Source organism: Flammeovirga sp. MY04 (assembly GCF_001682195.2).
Lineage (GTDB): Bacteria > Bacteroidota > Bacteroidia > Cytophagales > Flammeovirgaceae > Flammeovirga > Flammeovirga yaeyamensis.
In genome coordinates this window covers 1259186-1277379 of sequence record NZ_CP003561.2, presented here as the reverse complement: position 1 = coordinate 1277379, position 18194 = coordinate 1259186, and the positions used below count along the sequence as shown (strand labels likewise).

The 18194-nt window shown below is 34.3% G+C and carries 16 protein-coding genes; 14 read left to right on the top strand and 2 right to left on the bottom strand.

The annotated features are described in order from the left end of the window. Positions 1–42: 42 nt before the first annotated feature. Together MY04_RS24930 and MY04_RS24925 are read right to left on the bottom strand one after the other, a co-directional pair. On the bottom strand, positions 43–534 hold the full coding sequence (locus MY04_RS24930; protein WP_066215391.1) for a hypothetical protein: 492 nt from the start codon (positions 532–534) through the stop codon (positions 43–45). A gap of 178 nt (positions 535–712) precedes the next feature. Next, complete coding sequence (locus MY04_RS24925; protein WP_066215389.1) at positions 713–2590, bottom strand: beta-L-arabinofuranosidase domain-containing protein; 1878 nt, start codon at positions 2588–2590, stop codon at positions 713–715. 279 nt (positions 2591–2869) lie between these two features. Between MY04_RS24925 and MY04_RS24920 the strand changes: the two genes are divergently transcribed. The 14 genes from MY04_RS24920 to ccsA all read left to right on the top strand — a co-directional run bounded on the left by MY04_RS24920 (position 2870) and on the right by ccsA (position 18091). After that, entirely contained in the window at positions 2870–3556 is a 687-nt protein-coding gene (locus MY04_RS24920) for a DUF2490 domain-containing protein (protein WP_066215386.1), read from the top strand. Positions 3557–3920: 364 nt separating this feature from the next. After that, positions 3921–5234: a TolC family protein gene (locus MY04_RS24915; protein WP_066215384.1), complete on the top strand. Its 1314-nt coding sequence runs from the start codon at positions 3921–3923 to the stop codon at positions 5232–5234. 20 nt (positions 5235–5254) lie between these two features. Next, entirely contained in the window at positions 5255–6328 is a 1074-nt protein-coding gene (locus tag MY04_RS24910) for an efflux RND transporter periplasmic adaptor subunit (RefSeq protein WP_066215381.1), read from the top strand. A 19-nt stretch (positions 6329–6347) separates the two neighbouring features. Further along, positions 6348–9521, top strand: coding sequence for an efflux RND transporter permease subunit (locus MY04_RS24905; protein WP_066215380.1), 3174 nt, complete (start codon positions 6348–6350; stop codon positions 9519–9521). A gap of 68 nt (positions 9522–9589) precedes the next feature. Next, positions 9590–9805, top strand: a complete 216-nt coding sequence (locus tag MY04_RS24900) for a YgaP family membrane protein (protein WP_066215378.1) — start codon at positions 9590–9592, stop codon at positions 9803–9805. After that, complete coding sequence (locus MY04_RS24895) at positions 9783–10130, top strand: thioredoxin family protein (RefSeq protein WP_066215376.1); 348 nt, start codon at positions 9783–9785, stop codon at positions 10128–10130. The genes MY04_RS24900 and MY04_RS24895 overlap by 23 nt, the downstream gene beginning before the upstream one ends. A gap of 132 nt (positions 10131–10262) precedes the next feature. Continuing rightward, positions 10263–10946 carry a Crp/Fnr family transcriptional regulator gene (locus MY04_RS24890; protein ID WP_066215374.1) on the top strand — a complete coding sequence of 228 codons (684 nt, stop codon included), beginning with the start codon at positions 10263–10265 and terminating at the stop codon, positions 10944–10946. Further along, positions 10933–11955: an adenylate/guanylate cyclase domain-containing protein gene (locus MY04_RS24885; RefSeq protein ID WP_066215373.1), complete on the top strand. Its 1023-nt coding sequence runs from the start codon at positions 10933–10935 to the stop codon at positions 11953–11955. The genes MY04_RS24890 and MY04_RS24885 overlap by 14 nt, the downstream gene beginning before the upstream one ends. A 136-nt stretch (positions 11956–12091) precedes the next feature. Next, positions 12092–13654, top strand: a complete 1563-nt coding sequence (locus MY04_RS24880; RefSeq protein WP_066215371.1) for a tetrathionate reductase family octaheme c-type cytochrome — start codon at positions 12092–12094, stop codon at positions 13652–13654. Between the two features lie 5 nt (positions 13655–13659). Then, positions 13660–14301 carry a cytochrome b/b6 domain-containing protein gene (locus MY04_RS24875; RefSeq protein ID WP_066215369.1) on the top strand — a complete coding sequence of 214 codons (642 nt, stop codon included), beginning with the start codon at positions 13660–13662 and terminating at the stop codon, positions 14299–14301. A gap of 12 nt (positions 14302–14313) precedes the next feature. Further along, positions 14314–14832, top strand: a complete 519-nt coding sequence (locus MY04_RS24870) for a YeeE/YedE thiosulfate transporter family protein (RefSeq protein ID WP_066215367.1) — start codon at positions 14314–14316, stop codon at positions 14830–14832. A gap of 12 nt (positions 14833–14844) precedes the next feature. Then, complete coding sequence (locus MY04_RS24865; RefSeq protein ID WP_084006121.1) at positions 14845–16059, top strand: rhodanese-like domain-containing protein; 1215 nt, start codon at positions 14845–14847, stop codon at positions 16057–16059. 6 nt (positions 16060–16065) lie between these two features. Beyond that, complete coding sequence (locus tag MY04_RS24860) at positions 16066–17301, top strand: cytochrome c biogenesis protein ResB (protein ID WP_066215365.1); 1236 nt, start codon at positions 16066–16068, stop codon at positions 17299–17301. Between the two features lie 4 nt (positions 17302–17305). Next, complete coding sequence (gene ccsA, locus MY04_RS24855) at positions 17306–18091, top strand: cytochrome c biogenesis protein CcsA (protein WP_066215363.1); 786 nt, start codon at positions 17306–17308, stop codon at positions 18089–18091. Positions 18092–18194 lie beyond the last annotated feature (103 nt).

Genomic DNA, 18194 nt, shown 5'->3' with positions numbered 1-18194 from the left:
ACAGTAAGAGCACCCCGTCCGGGTGCTCTTTTCATATCTTAATTATTCGTGTTCCGCTAACATTTTCTCATGTTCGGCTTTCATCATTGCATGATCTTTTTCCATTAGCATATGATCTTTCATCAATATGTTATGGTGTTCTTTTTCCATTTTAGCATGCTCATTTTTGAGGGTTGCTAAATCTATATCACCATTGCCATGTTTTTCTACAAGCTTTTCGTGGTTCATTAACACCTCATGGTGTTTTTTGATTAATGCCTCATGTTTCGCAATTATTTCTGTGTGTTTAGCTTCAATAGATTGATGTGCTTCATCTTTATCACCACTAATTTTTTCATGAGCAGCGATCATTTCTTGATGTTCTTTTTCCATCAGTTTGTGTTCCGCTTCCATTTTCTCATGTTCCTTTTCCATTTTTTCATGTTCAGCCATTAAAGCTTTGTGTTCTTCGGATTCAGAGGGATTTCCTCCACAGGAAAAGAAAAATAATGAAGTAGAAAAGAGTAGTAGAAGTAATTTCAGATTGAATTTCATAGTAAAGAAAAATTGATGAATAATATTTTGAAAAACAAAATACATTCAAAAATCTGAAATTGCAATTATCAGATAACCAATTGTGTACATGCAATGTAGTTGTAAATGAATAGATGATAGGAAGAAGTTTTAAAACATCCTATCATCTATTATTCAATATAAGTCTGATTTATAAATTTTAAAATGTAATCTTTCTTAGTACTGTTCTACCAATAGGTACTAAAGATTTGATTTTAATTTCATCATCAACCTTTAATGAGGTTTCTATGGTTACCTGATCCAAATAGTGAGCACCTGAGTTGTCAATTTTCTTCAATTCGCTTCCTTCAACCCAAACAGCATCTTTTAAACGATCATCTGTATATTGGTATTTTGAATCATAAAATCCATCGATACCCCATTCTTTGGTTTTTTCTTCTTTACCATCTAATGGAAGAGCAAATAAAAGTGGTCCATAGGCAAAGTAAGTTCCTTCTGTATGTTGAAAAGCAGCGGGTTGATTACCCATTTCAATTGTCAAACTCAATGAATTATCAATAAGTCCTTTCCATACGGCATACCCTTTTTTGTTCACTTTTGGAAATTCACCATTGATTTTGAAGTTCTTTGCCCATTTTGGGACTCTCAACTTCAATTGACCATCAACTTGTTTATTTGATGTTGCTTTAATGATGATTTTATCTTCAATTGGATAATTAGTGACTTGCTCAAAAACAATTTCATTCCCATCAATTTTAGTAGAAAAAGTAGACGGCCCGTATAAATTGATATAAATTTCATCACCTTCTATTGCCCACATGTTCTGAACATAGTAAGGGTGAATTCTTCCAGCATTAGGCACACAGCAAACTGCAACATCTTTATGTACTGGTGAATATTTAAATCGATTCTCTTTGGTCTCCTCACACGTTTCACTATTAATTTCTCCACACATAGAGTAGGAGTCATCACTTTTACAGTAAGCAATAGAAGAGTGTTCCGGATGTCTAGCCCCTTGAGCAGCGTTAAAGAATAACCATTCAATTTTATCTCCCCAAAGACTGTCTTTGTCGTAGTGTAATAACAATGTAAATGAATCGAGTAATTCGTGGATCGAGCAATACTCATAACCTGTCGATTCAGAATGAGCATGTCGACCAAACACCCACTCATCTCCAATCGGTCCGCCACTAATACTTTCAGCAATACTCAATTTTTGAAGATAAGCCTCTAATGCATTTTTATATTTTGATTTTTTGGTGTGTTCATAAGCTACCACTAAACTTCTTAAGTGTTCATAGGTATGTACACCATGCCCTTTGAATTTATACTCCTTATCCATCAAGTTTTTGATCAAGATATCTTCTTCTTCTACCTGATGCGTATTGTAATCATCGAATAAGAAGACAGCGTAATCCAAATATTTTGATTCACCCGTGATGTTATACAATTGGAAGCAAACATCCGTAAAAGTCAAACCGTGACCTACACCGGCAAAAGGTTTGTCCGTTTTAAAAGGTGTGGAATTTCCAATAGGATAGTTTTCCATGGTATTATCCATGGCACGAAGCAAAGCCTTTAAAACACGTTCTTCATTGGTGATTTCGTAATAGGCAATTAATCCACGAAATAAGCTCGCCTTTGCCCATAGTTCCCCATTCTCTGTAGTATGTTGGTATCTCAAATCTGTTCCATAAACACCTATGTATCCATCTTCATCTTGAGAACTTAATTTGTCATCCACATACTTTTTAACTTTATCTATACTTTCCTGATCTCCAGAAAGGAAGGCATGTCGAATATATCCATCCCACCAATTGGATTGTGTCTCCGAATTCCACCAAAGGAATTGAATATTCCATTCTCCCTCTGAATTCACAGCTCCAACATCTTTAGATTTTACTAAACGAGTTAATCTATCTTTATTGTAAATGTCATCTTCTACAATTAGATCAGGAACCATCTGATCCAATTTGCCAACGAAGCCATGAAGAAGGTCGTGATTGATTTGCTTGTACATCCAACCTTTGGGTTTAACATCACCAAAATAGGTGCGGATTGATTTATTCTGAGTCATATTTTATAAGCAATGTATGCAGTATTTATCAATAAGTAATTGAGATTCATTTTCAACAGAAATATAAACTTTTATTTCTTGAATGTGAAGTTTAGTAGACTTAACTCAACATAAAATGACAACTTCAACTTTATTATTTAAATTTACATAATGACAACATCTCATAGCAATGACAAAAAGCTTATTCATCATTGTTAGGATGTTTGTCGTAATAATTCTATTGATGCAATACGATTTATTATTACTTTTGAATGATTAAGCAAAAAACCAAGAATATAAATGAAATTAACTAAATCAGTACTACTTACCTTATCAATTTTATTCTGTTCCGTAGTATCTAAAGCTCAAGAATTACCCGATGTGGGTAGTTGGTATATTTATAACGGATTCTATAAATTCTCTCCCAAATTCGAAACATTTGTGGAGTCTCAGGTGAGAACATATGATGTCGTATCAGATGTACAAAGTTTCTTTGTGCGTCCATTCTTTTGCTATAATGTAAAAGACAATTTCCAATTGGCGATTTCTCAAGAATATCACCATAACAGCCCATATGAACCTGTTAATCCAGACGGTCAAACGAGTTCAGAATACAGGACGACTTTACAAGCGATCACTTCTCAGAAGTTAGGAAGGTTCACACTTCAACACCGTTATCGTTATGAGTTGAGATCGTTGGAAAGCGGATTGGCACAAAGAGGACGTTATAGAGCACAAGTTGGGGTACCAATTTCTGATAAGACGATGCATCAAGGAGTATTCTTCAGTACATTCGGTAACGAAATACTAATTGATATTGACCCAAATACTCAGTTTAGCCAAAACCGTGCGTATGCCATGTTGGGCTATCAGATGACAAAATCTTTAAATTTCCAGGCAGGGTACATGTACTTGTCGAGAAACGGAACACCAAACGAACATCGTTTACAGATTTTCTTAACGCATAAGTTGGCGTTTTTTGATTAAACCTCAGTATAGGGAATAATCTAAACCTGAATTAGATAAAGTCATTATTTATCTAATTTAGGTTTTTTTATACCTAAAAATCAGTGTTTTATAACTACATATATTAAAACATGAAGATTTGTTCATATGTGTGTAACTTCTGTCACACAAGATCTCTCTTAGATCCTCTACATTTGTATCATAAGTTTAATTCATCACTCACTTTAGATAGGTTGAAAAGTAATACTATCAAAAGGAAAATTAATTAAAGCACAAGTCATGAACTGTAATCTTATAGGAACTCGCTCGGATTGTCCGTACTTCTGATAGATTTTGAAAAACCACAATTTTCAAATTATCTAATCACATCAATTAAAATTTAATAATGAAATACAATATATTTCTGACTTTAGCTGGTCTATTGTTAGGGTGGAACACCTATGCCCAAACAAAAAGCTTATCGTTAGAAGAAGCCTTAAAATTAGCATCTGATAATAACAGAGATATCGAAATTAAGGAAAAAGAAGTAGCCTCGGCTTTATTAGAATACAAGAAAATGAATAACGTTTTTTTGCCTAATATCACACTCTCAGAAACGGGCGTAAATACAAACAACCCTTTAAATGCCTTTGGTATTCTTTTACAACAAGAAAGAGTTACGGTAGCTGATTTTGATCCAAATAGATTGAACGATCCAGACAATATTTCGAACTGGAATACAAGAGGAGCGATACAGCAACCCATCTTTAATTTAGACGGTTTACATGGTCGAAAAGCAAGCAAGCAGGTATATTATGCTAAAGTACAGGAATCGAAAAGAGTGAAAGAATTTATCTTATTCGAAGTGAAGCAGCATTACTATATGTTGGGTTTGGCTGAACATCAAATTGAAGTCTTAAAATCAGCATTATCTACACTAGAGGAAGCCTATAAAGTTGTGCAAGACAACAAGGACAATGGGTATGCTAAAGAATCGGATGTACTTCAAGTAAAGGTGAGAAAACTTGATATTCAAACGAAGTTACAAGAAGCGGAAGATGCTCGATTATCAGTCAACGATTATTTAGTATATCTATTAAAACTTGAGGAAGGAACAGTGATTCAATTGCAAGATCAATTGGAAGAAGAACAAACGAATCTGACACAAATGGAAACAGAATTTGTTCCTTTAACTCGTGCTGATTTAATGGGTTTATCGTATGCTGCAAAAGCACAAGAAAATATGTGGAAGATGAACAAATCTAAGTTTATGCCTCGAATTAATGCTTTCGGACAATACGATTTTAACGACCCACATCTTTTTGGAACTACTGCACAAAGTTATTTGGTAGGTGTTTCTTTAAGTTGGACAGTATTTGATGGCGGACATCAAATTGCAGCATCCCAACAATCAAAATTGGATTGGGAGAAAGCAACTTTAAACTTGGAAAAGGAAAAATCACAAGCCAATGTGGAATTGAAAAAAGCACAACGAAAAGTACAATCGGCTAAATCAAAAATTGAATTAGCAGAAGTGGCTAAAGAAGAGGCATTAAGCAGCTTCAAAATATTATCTGATAGATACAAAGTGGGCTTAGAAAAAACGGTGGATCTATTAAGTGCAGAATCCATTAAATCAGAAAAAGAGTTAGGCTATTTACACGCTGTTTTTGAATACAATATGGCCGTTTTTCACCTAGATCTATTACTAAAAGAATAAAATTTACACCGAACATCATCATGAAAAAATATACATATATATCGACTTTATTGATCACTTTTTTGGGTATGAGTACACTGTTTTCTTGTAGTCAGGCAAATGATTCTACAAAAAAAATAGAAAGGAAAGCTATACCTGTTAAAGTACAAAAAGTAAAAACAGAAAACGTTTCCAACAATTCACAATACGCAGCAGAAATTAAGAGTGATAACATTGTGCTCTTAAGTACAAAATTGATGGGTAGATTATACGATTTCAATTTTGAAGCAGGAGATATGATCAAAAAAGGGACGGTAATAGCAAGAATTGAAAGTGCTGGAATTCATTCTTCAAAAGCTAGAGTACATGCACAATTTGAAATGGCGGAGGTGAATTTACAAAACGCTGAAAAGGATTATCAGAGAATTGAAAAGCTTCACCAATTGGGAAGTGCGACAGATAAAGAATTGGATGATATGCGTACTTATTATCTTTCTGCAAAAGCACAATTGGAAGTAGCAAAGAATGCAGAAGATGAGGTAGACTCAAATCTATCTTATACGACTATTAGAGCACCTTTTACAGGTGTAATCACAAAAAAGATGATGGTGGCAGGAGATATGGCTTCACCAGGAATGCCGATTGTTGAGTTTGCCTCAGCCTCAAATTTTAAGGCATTAGCGAATATTCCAGCTTCAAAAATCAATGCTTTTGAAAAGGGAAATGAGGTGATGATTTATGTAGATGCTTTACAGCAAAATATTAATGGAACTGTATCGCGAGTGGTTCCATCAGGTAAGTACAATGGCGGACAATTTACTGTGGAGTTTTCATTGGATCATCATTCAAAATTAGCCAATGGAATGTATGCAAAAGTCTCATCGAGTAAAGGGTTAGTGCAAAAGATTTTACTACCTGAAAATGCTATCTATAGAAAGGGACAATTGGAAGGTGTCTACCTGGTAAATCTTCAAAATGAAGCCTCTTTAACATGGGTAAGAATAGGGAAATCATCAAATGGTATGGTGGAAATCTTATCTGGAGTAGAAGAGGGAGACCAAGTGATTACATCGCTTACTCCATTTTTATACGATGGTGCTTTAATCAATTTCTAATCCATTAAACGAAATAGAAATGCAAAAAGGAATAGCAGGAAAAATCGCAGAGGTGTTCATCAACTCTAAGTTGACCCCCTTATTGATGTTCGTTTTCTTAGGATTAGGAATCTACGGAAGTTACTTAACACCAAGGGAAGAAGAACCACAAATTGATGTGCCTATTGCCGATATATTTATAGGATACCCAGGGGCATCTCCTAAAGAAGTAGAATCGAGAGTAGCCAAACCATTGGAAAAAATTGCTTCAAATATTAAAGGGGTAGAGTATGTATATTCTACTTCAATGAACGAACAAGCCATGGTGATTGTGCAGTTTCATGTGGGTGAAGACATCGAAAGAAGTATTGTAAAATTGTACGCTGAAATAGATAAATACAAGGATCAAATGCCCTCTGACGTGATGGAACCTATCTTAAAAGTGAGAGCAATTGATGATGTTCCCGCACTAACTTTAACCCTACACAGTCCAAAATACGATGATTACATGTTGAGACGTATGGGGGAGGAATTATCAAATGAAATTTCCAAGATTAGTGATATTGCACAAGTCAATGTCATTGGAGGAAGAAGCAGAGAAATGAAAGTAGATCTTGATAGAGAAAAGATGAAATCATTTAAAGTGGACCCTTTAAGTATTACTCAACAAATTCAAGCAGGGAACCAACAGTTTTCTTCTGGTCATGTAAATCATTTAAACCAAAAGTTATCGGTTAAATCGGGTAGTTTCTTTAAGACGGTAGACGATTTAGAACATTTAGTGATCGGTAGAAATGGGGATGCTCCCGTGTACTTAAGTCAAGTAGCTACGGTATCAGATGGACCACAAGATCCTATTCAATATGTACGATTCGGTTATGGTACTTCTAGTGATCAAGAAATGAAAGGCGATGAAGCTGCTGTGACGTTATCTATTGCCAAAAGAAAAGGAGCAGATGCGATGCAATTGGCCGATTTAGTCCTTCAAAAAACGGAAGAATTAAAGCCTACATTAATACCTTCTGATGTTACCGTTAGTGTGACAAGAAATTATGGAGAGAGTGCCTCACATAAGGTAAACGAATTGATGATGCACCTGATTGGATCTATCATTGCTGTGACCATTGTTGTCGCTTTATCAATGGGTTGGAGAGGAGGATTAGTTGTCTTCCTTTCAGTTCCAGTTACCTTTGCCTTGACATTGTTCTCTTATTATTTATTGGGGTACACATTAAATCGTATTACATTATTTGCATTAGTGTTTGTAACGGGTATTGTTGTAGACGACAGTATTATCATCGCTGAGAATATGCACCGTCACTTTAAAATGAGAAAATTACCATTCTTAAAGGCGGCTTTGGCATCGATCAACGAAGTGGGTAACCCTACGATATTGGCGACATTTACAGTAATCGCCTCGGTATTACCGATGATTGCTGTATCAGGAATGATGGGACCTTATATGAGTCCAATGCCTATTGGAGCTGCATTTGCCATGTTTTTCTCTTTAATTGTAGCCTTAGTGATCACACCTTTTATAGCTTATCGATTATTAAAAGGTGATCCACATACAGAGGAAGTAGAGTTCAAAGTAGAAAATACGCTCATCTATAAATGGTACAATAAAATGATGCGTCCATTGGTGGAAAAACCAGTCTTAAGATGGTCGTTTATCATCAGCATTACTGTGCTTTTATTAGGTTCTATGTCGATGTTCTATTTTGACATGGTTGTAGTAAAAATGCTACCATTTGATAACAAAAATGAGTTTCAAATTGTAGTGGATATGCCTGAGGGAACACCGCTAGAAGAAACTTATCAGGTAACGAAAGAATTGGCGGCTTATATCAGACAGCAAGATGAGGTGACCGCCTATCAAATGTATGTTGGTACATCATCACCCAATACATTTAATGGCTTGGTACGTCATTATGATTTAAGAAGAGGTACGAATATGGCCGATATCCAAGTCAACTTAACTGATAAAGGGGATAGAAGTCTACAAAGTCATGATTTAGCGAAATCATTCCGACCTAAACTTCAAGAGATAGCAGAAAAATTGGGGGCCAATATCAAGGTGGTAGAAGTTCCTCCGGGGCCTCCGGTATTATCTACGTTAGTTGCAGAAATTTATGGCCCTGAGATGGAAGGACAAGAGTCAGTAGCCTCAAAAGTAGAATCAGTTTTCAATGCATCAAAAGACATTGTGGATGTGGATTCTTACTTAGAAAGTGATGAAAAAGAATACACTTTTGAAGTCGATAAAGAAAAAGCGGCATTGGCGGGAATTCCAACTCAACAAGTTGTTTATGCTTTAAATACAGCCTTAAAAGGTTATGATGTTTCTACCCTAGATGCACCAAATGATTACAAGGAAGTAGGCATTAAAGTTCAGTTAAAAGAAAATAACAGAACATCCATAGAAGATCTGAAAAAGCTATCGATTAAATCGGCTATGGGACAAATGGTTGAGGTGGGTGATATCGTCACGATACATGAAACAATAAAACCGAAGAGCATTTACAGAAAAAACCAAAAGAGAGTCACTTATGTAGTGGCCGATGTTGCCGGTAAAATGGAATCTCCTGTATATGCCATGTTGGGCATTGATCAATCGTTAAACGATATCGTTACTCCTAATGGAAATAATCTACTACAAAGTTTTACTTCCGTACCGTTTTTAGAAAATGATTATGTTTTAAAATGGGATGGAGAATGGCAAATTACATTTGAGGTATTTAGAGATTTAGGAGCGGCTTTCGCAGTCGTATTAGTAGTGATATACATGTTAATCGTAGGTTGGTTCCAAGATTTCAAAACACCTTTAGTAATGATGGTAGCGATCCCGTTAGCCATGGTAGGGATTTTAGTAGGCCACTGGATGATGGGGGCGTTTTTCACTGCAACCTCTATGATTGGAGCCATCGCTTTAGCCGGAATAATGGTAAGAAACTCCGTTCTGCTCATTGATTTTATCAATATAAAATTAGAAGAGGGAGCTCCATTAAAAGAAGCAGTAATTGAAGCTGGTGCAGTAAGAACAATGCCGATTTTATTAACAGCAGGAACTGTTGTGATAGGTGCCTTTGTGATCTTATTCGATCCAATCTTCCAAGGCTTGGCCATTTCTTTAATGGGAGGAACAATAGCTTCTACAGCCCTTACTTTATTGATTGTGCCACTGGTTTTCTACATGACCGAAAAGAAAAAATAGGTTGTCCAAATAAATAGTTTGTTCAAAACTGAAGGGAGGGTAACACCTCTCTTCTTTAACCAAATAAAATGATAGAAAGAATAATAAGATTTATCGCCGGAACCTTCATTCTGATTAGTATCATCCTAGCTGTGTATGTTAATATACATTGGTTGTGGTTTACAGCATTTGTGGGAGTTAATCTATTGCAATCATCGATTACTAAATGGTGTTTGATGGAGGATATTCTAAAATATTTAAAGCCAAATTTAAAATGTGAAAATGGAAATGGATGTAGAAATTAACAAAAGTAATATTTACCAAATCATTAGAGATAAGGAAAATATAGACATGCAGCTTTTGAAAAACTCTATAGTTGTATTCGAAACTCCTTGGAGTGAGGTAAGTCAGCAGATTCTGAATTATCTAAAGAGTTTTAAAAACGAATATAATTTTGAGTTAGTAAAAGTAGATCTTGATAAATACAGAGATTTAATTCTTGAATATGAAATCAATGAGTTACCGACTTTGATTTTTATCAACAACAAGATGAAGTCCACATCAATGGGTGGCATCTTATCGAAAGAGAAATTAAGAAGAAAATTAGATGAAAATTTCACTAAAAAATAATGACTTCAATAGGTGAAATCTCCTACTTTTTAAGTTGCAGAATATAGATTGTGCAAGTGAAGTTATTTATTTTTATCAGTTTGATTAATTTAGTGCAGGCAAGTAATTGTCTGCACACTAACCAACAAGAAAATGAAAGATATTTACGATAAGCTATGCTTTAAATCAGATACTATTTTTAATGAATTAACGGTAGACGAACTCTCTTTTTTTTATGAAAATGTAGAATACAAACACATAAAAAAACGAGAAGAAATCTATAATGAAGATCACTTTAATTCGGGTATTTATTTGATTGAAACGGGTTCTGTTTTTTTATCAAATACGAATTTAATTGGAGAACCCAATATCTTCAATATTCATAAAAAATCTGATATTTTTGGCTATCGATCATTGTTTTGTAAAACACATCATTCTGAAATTGCTACTGCAAATGAAGATAGCATCATTTTGCATTTATCTATTGAAAATGTAAAAAAGATGATGGCGCTAAACGGGGAGTTTAAAAGATCTATTATGAATGCGATAAATAGAGAAAATATCATTCTGATTGAACGCATGAATCTATTATCAAATTGTAATATTAAAGTGAAAATCATCTACTTTTTGTTGCTTTTCGATTTCATCAAAAAGGAATATAATATCGATTTACCTATTCGTAGGGCAGATTTTGCCAATCTTATTGGAACGGTGAGAGAGTCATTTATTCGATCACTAAAAGAATTAAAAAATAATGGATTGATCACTATGGGAAGCAATACCATACGGATTATTGATTACGAAAATCTCACAAAACTTATTCATGAAAATCATTAATACACATAAGTTATTATTTAAAGGCCGACAGGTGTATCATCATTTATTGTATGGTATTTTATTATGGGTGGTAGCTTTGGTACATGAATTTGTTTTAATGAGTTACCCAAGTTTTAATGCAATTGACTTAAGTTTAGTTTTAAGAAGCATTCTTATTATTTTAACTATCAATAGTGCTGCCTTATTTACCAGAAGATATTTATTAAAACTTTACGATTTTCAACTAACAAAATTTTATCAATTACTATTTTCCTTTACGATCGAAATCCTTTTCACCATTTTTCTTCTCAAATTACTTTCAGTTTTCATGACGATGTATCATTTAGTATTGAATGAATATATACTGATCGTTTATTTATTTCCATTGAAAATTATCGAATATTCATTTTTGGAATTAGACGAAATGATAGGCCCACTTCATCTTAAGAAAATGCTATTTGATAAATATAGTTCATCCACTTCTGAAGAAAGAGTATTCTTATTTGCTGATTTAAATAATTCAACTCAAATAGCCAATCAATTAGGGGAAGAACGATACAGTAATTTCCTTAAAGATGTTTTCGAAAAATTTAGTGTGATCTATGATTATTATGGAGATATTTTCCAATATGTAGGAGATGAGGTGGTGATTACTTGGAAAGTAAATGATAAACACAAAAATGCCTATCTAGATGGTGCAAATGCATGTTTAGACACCATCAAAAAGAGTACACCTTATTTTTTGAATAAATATGGAATAGCTCCTCAATTTAAGATGGCATTGCATAGTGGGAAGGTGATGACAACCACAATTGGTCATTTAAAAAAAGAACTTTGTTTTCATGGTGAAGCGATAAATGTTACCTCAAAAATTCAACAGTATTGCGATCTTTTTCACTCGGAAATTGTGGTAACAAAACAACTTTTAGAAACAGCAAAACAGGAACTGGAAAACTTCGAATATCATGGATTTAGACAAGTAAAAGGAGGAGGGAAAGAATTAGAATTGTATACTCCCAAAAAAATGTAACATTTGTTACATGTATCACTAAATCAATAACATAGCATTAACTAAAATCTAGGAATCGTTGATCAAAGTCAACAAAATGGGCTTCTTGAGTGCGTAAATTTACAATAAGAAATGAAACAAAAAAACAGTAAGCTAAATGAAAAAAAATATACTAATTATTGTTTTCTTTAACTTTCTAGCTATTGTATTATTTAACGTATTTTGGTCTGATGTGGAATCATCAAAAGCAAACACCAACTTAGTTGAATTGAAACAAAAGTTTTCCAAGAAAAAAAAGAAAATTGTAGATCACAGTAAGTTCGAAATTCTTCAACAAGATTTTACCAATCCAACGGATGTAACGACCGCTTGTATCTCTTGTCATCAGGAACGACATCATGAAGTCATGGAATCGAACCACTGGAATTGGGAAAGAGAAGAATACATCGAAGGTCGAGGAGTTACTTACCTTGGAAAGAAAAACATTATCAATAATTTTTGTATTGGTGCTACCGGCAATGAACAAGCCTGTGCTAAGTGCCATATTGGGTATGGATACGAAAAGAATGATGCATTTTTTGCAACGGAAAAGAACGTCGATTGTCTTGCTTGCCATAATGGTGTAGACGATTATATTAAAAATGGTGGTTGGGGCAAACCTAATGATAAAGTTGATTTAAAATTGGTGGCTCAGAGTGTTGGGCATACCTCAAAAGCAAATTGCGGCACTTGCCACTTCTTTTCTGGAGGAGGTAATAATGTAAAACATGGTGACCTAGAAGTGGCTCAATTGGATTGCTCTAGAGAGGTAGATGTACATATGGCTTCGGATGGTATCGATTTATCTTGCACCGATTGTCATGTTGCAGAGAATCATAACATTAAAGGTAAATTGTATTCTTTATCATCAGAGAATAAAAATAGAGCGACTTGTGAAGATTGTCATACTACAATAGCACATCAAAATGACATATTAAATAGTCATACGAAAAAAATTGCTTGTCAGACTTGTCATATTCCTACTTATGCAAAAGAGAATGCAACAAAGATGACATGGGATTGGTCAACTGCCGGTAAGTTGAAAGATGGTAAACCTTATCATACTGAAGATGAAATGGGGAATCATGATTACTTATCGATCAAAGGATCATTCAGTTGGGAAAAGAACGTAAAACCAGAATATATTTTCTTTAATGGTACAGCAGACCATTACGTATTTGGTGATAAAGCAGACACGTTATCACCTATTCAGATAAATACATTGCACGGTAGTTATGCAGATGGAAAAATTATTCCGGTTAAAGTCCATCGAGCAGTACAACCATATGATCCAGAAAATAAGATTTTAATACAACCATATACTTTTAATCCAGAAAAAGGATCGGGCGCGTATTGGACAGATTTTGATTGGATAGAAGCCTCAAGAATTGGACAGAAAAAGCTAGGGTTACCGTTTAGTGGGAAAGTGGATTTTGCCAAAACAGAAATGTATTGGCCGATCAATCACATGGTATCTCCTAAAGAAAATAGTATGTCTTGTGTTGAGTGTCATACAAGAGCATCAGAGGGTAGATTGTCTCAACTAGCGGGCTTTTATATGCCGGGCAGGGATACTACAGATTGGTTGGATCAAGCTGGGAAATGGCTTATACTCTTATCAATTCTAGGCGTTGTCACTCATGCAATTATACGAGTTTATTTTAAAATAATTAATCAATAAATGCCATGAAAAAGCAAGTTTATATATACAAATCATTCGAAAGGTTCTGGCATTGGGCACAAGCGGCCTTGATTTCTTTATTGATGTTTACTGGCTTCGAGATTCATGGATCATACAAAATTCTTGGATTCGAAAATGCAGTCAATGTTCATAATTGGTCTTCTATTGCATTGATGGTGTTGATTGTTTTTACCATTTTCTGGCATTTCACTACAGGCGAATGGAAACAATATATTCCCACTTTAAATAAGTTGGTAGATCAGGTGAAATACTATACGTATGGTATTTTTCATGGTCATCCTCATCCAGTGACAAAAACAGTAAGAAAGAAAATGAACCCCTTGCAGGTCATCACTTATTTAGGTTTAAAATTGATATTTATTCCTTTAATGGTTTTCACAGGGGTACTTTATATGTTGTTCCGATTTATGTATGGAGGACAACTTCATTCCATAGAATTTTTCAGTTTAGATAGTATCGCTTTTTGGCATACACTAGGCGCTTACTTTTTGGTTCAGTTTGTTATAGTACATGTGTATATGACCACTACAGGACATACCGTCACTGAAAATATCAAAGCCATGATCACAGGCTACGAAGAAATCGAAGTAGAAGAAGAAAAGAAAAAAGAAGTAGTAGAAATTTAAAGCAAATAGGTTATGAAAAAAGATAAATTTATGAATCCCTATTTAGCTGGGATTCTACTCGGATTAGTATTATTGGGTGCTATATATCTCACCGGAAGAGGATTGGGAGCAAGTGGTGCTGTTAAAAGTGTAGTGATGGAAACTGTTTCTAATGTGGCACCAACACATTATCAAGAAGTCCCTTACTATGCAAATTATGCGAAAGCCCATGAAGATGGAGGACCATTAAAATCGTGGTTGGTTTTTGAAGTCGTGGGTGTTATCCTCGGAGCTCTTTTCTCCGGTATTGCCGCAGGAAGAATGCGTTTTGAAATTCAAAAAGGACCAAAAATATCCAATAAAACAAGATTAATAGCTGCACTTGTTGGTGGAGCCTTGTTTGGAATAGGTTCTCAGTTTGGAAGAGGATGTACCAGTGGAGCAGCTTTAAGTGGTATGTCGGTAATGTCTGCAGGCGGTATTCTTACCATGCTCTTCATCTTTGGTGGTGCCTACCTTTTCGCTTATACTTTTAGAAAACTTTGGATATAAAATAATACGATAATGATTGCTCCATTAGTTCCAGAAATAATTAATACAGACCTTAACTTATTAGTCGCTTTATTGGTAGGTTTTGGTTTTGGGTTCGCATTAGAACAGGCTGGCTTTTCATCGACAAAAAAATTAGCAGGTTTGTTTTACGGTTACGATTTTACTGTACTTAGAGTATTTTTTACTGCAGGTGTTACTGCCATGTTAGGTGTAATGGTTTTTGCCAAATTAGGGTGGTTAGACCTTAGTTTGATATACATTAATCCTACTTTTCTTTACTCTGCCATGATCGGTGGAGGTATTATGGGATTAGGCTTTATTATTGGCGGGTTTTGTCCAGGCACAAGTATTGTAGGTGCAACAGTAGGTAGGATTGATGCTATGGTCTTTGTATTGGGAGGTGGCATTGGTATTTATCTTTTTGGAGAATTCTTTCCGTTGTATGAGTCTATTTATTCATCAAATAATCTGGGTGGTTTAACCGCTTATGAAGTGCTTGGTGTTACAAAAGAAACATTCACAGTTCTTCTCACTTTAGTCGCGTTAATGGCATTTGTTGCCACCTATTTTATCGAAAATAAAGTAAATGATAGAGAAGATAAAATCTTAAAATCAAACAAACTGAAGTTGGCTTACGGAAGCTTCGGTGTCATCTTTTCTATAATTGCTTTATGGGTGAATTTCACTCCAGATAAATCAGAAAGATTAGTACATCAAAGTCAATCTGATAAAGTATTGGAGAACACAGATTTTAGATACTATTCTCATGATAAACTCGCATATAAACTCTTACAACAAGAAAAGGACAGTACCGTTAATGTGATCGATCTGAGAGATAAATCATTATTTGCAAAGCAAAATATTCCTACATCGTTTAACATAGCCTTAGATTCTATTCAAGATAGAAAGTACGAGGTAATGTTTAATGATCCATCAAAAATTACTGTAATTTATGCGGATAATATGGACGAGGCAAAAAGTGCGTATTACATCATGAATAAACTTAATTATAATAATGTATATGTACTGGAGGGTAGTGTCAATAGTTTCTACACTACTATAATGACACCTCAAGAATTACCCGATAATCCAAGTATGCAGGATCAATTTAATAAACGATTTAGGGATAAAGCTAGAATACAATTACCAGTTTTGGCACTTAAAATGAAACAGAAACCTGTGATTAGAGTGAAGAAGAAAGTTAAAATTCAGGGAGGGTGTAGTTAAATTGATATGTCAAACTTATTAAATCTTTCACCGAAGCAGCTTTATAATTATAAAGTGGCTTTGGTGGTTCACATAGCCTTACTTTTATTGGGAGTGATTTTGCAGAATCTATTTCCAAGGCTCACATTAGCTGCTATAAAATATCCATTTAATGTGTATTTTGGATTAGGTTACTTTAATCTATTATTGATTTCCTTTTTGTTATTCAGGAAGTCAAAAGTAGTGGTTTGGTTTTGTAGTATTCCGGCATCAATTGTATCGATACTCTTTGTTTTGTTCTATACTATTTTGTTAGGATTTATTCCACAAACAGAGGCCTCAAACAATAACGTTTATACCTTTTTAGGTTTACATCAAATCACACAAAGTATTCCTTTTTTATTGGTTATGTTTTTCTTTTTAACAGCTTTAGGCTTTGTTACATTAAAAAGAACAATACCATTTAAGAAATCGAATATTGGTTTTCTGATGAATCATTTTGGACTTTGGTTGGCATTATTAGCTGGAGGTTTAGGATCGTCTGATTTGCAACGACTAAAAATGTATTTACCTTACAGTGAAGTGGTCTTTACGGCTCAAAATCAAAATGATGAAACCATAGAATTACCATTTGCATTTGAATTACTGAAATTCAAAATGGAGGTGTTTCCATCGAATATCGCATTATTTGATAAGCAGAAAGGTGAATTCATTCCATCAGCCAATAATTTTTTTGAAGCAAAAACAGGTAATCATCAAAAGATTTTAAACTTTGATATTCAAGTAACTCAATATCTACCTGAAGCTTTTAAAGGTGAAGATAATGTCTATTTAACTTCTAATGAGATAGGTTCTACTACTGCATCTTATGTAAAAGTGATCATTGATGGAGCGATTAAAGAAGGTTGGATAGGAGCAAAAAATACATATCAAAATGTTCAGACATTAGACTTAAATAATCAATATTCTTTGGCGTTATTACCTCCTGAACCAAAAAGATTTGCCTCAGAGTTAAAGGTGTATACCGATAATGGAGATCTAGAAATTATGGAAGTGGATGTCAATCATCCTTTATCTATAAAAGGGTGGGAAGTTTACCAATTTAGCTACAATGATAAATTAGGGAAATGGTCCAATTATTCAATTGTTGAGATAGTAAAAGACCCTTGGTTACCCATTGTCTACTTCGGCCTATTTTTAATGATCTTAGGTGCATTTTATTTGATATGGAAGGGAAAGGATCAAAAAATAATTAAGCAATAAATATATGTGGGATCAGTTTATATATATCAGTATAATTTGTGTTCTTTTATGGACTCTAAGTAGCGGACTTTATCTTACAAAGGGGTATGAGAAATATGCTTCATCGATTACTATAATTGGAGTATTAGGAATGGCTTATTTCATTATCAGTTTATGGATGGAATTAGATAGGCCACCACTTCGTACTTTAGGTGAGACAAGGTTATGGTACAGTTTGTTTATGCCAATCATTGGATTAATTGCTTATTACAGATGGCGGTACTCTTGGATTATTATTTATAGTTTAATAATGGGAATCGTCTTCTTGATGATCAATGTAATGCATCCCGAAAATTACCAGAAAGCCTTAATGCCTGCATTGCAAAGTCCATGGTTTGTACCTCATGTTATTGTCTATATATTTTCTTATGCACTATTAGGTGGATCAGCATTAATTGGGCTTAAAGGAATCTTCCAAAAGTATGTCCAACACAAGGAAATTAATGTGCTATATATGGCCGATAATTATGTATATATAGGTTTCGGGTTTTTATCCCTAGGTTTAATATTTGGTGGTTTATGGGCAAAAGAAGCTTGGGGACATTATTGGACATGGGATCCTAAAGAAACATGGGCTTTAATCACTTGGTTAGCTTATTTGGGTTATATCCACATAAGACATTATTTACCTAAACATAAGACATTTCATACCCTTGTTTTAAGTGGTTCATTTATTTTGTTACTCATCTGTTGGTTTGGTTTAAATTATATGAGTTCAGGGTTGAATAGTGTACATACCTATTCGAATTAGATAGGAATTCAAGACGTTGGGAAATACATTTTAAGTCATTTTGAGACTTGAAATGTATCTGAGCGTAAATAATTTATGAGACATTATTAATGCTACTCTTTTA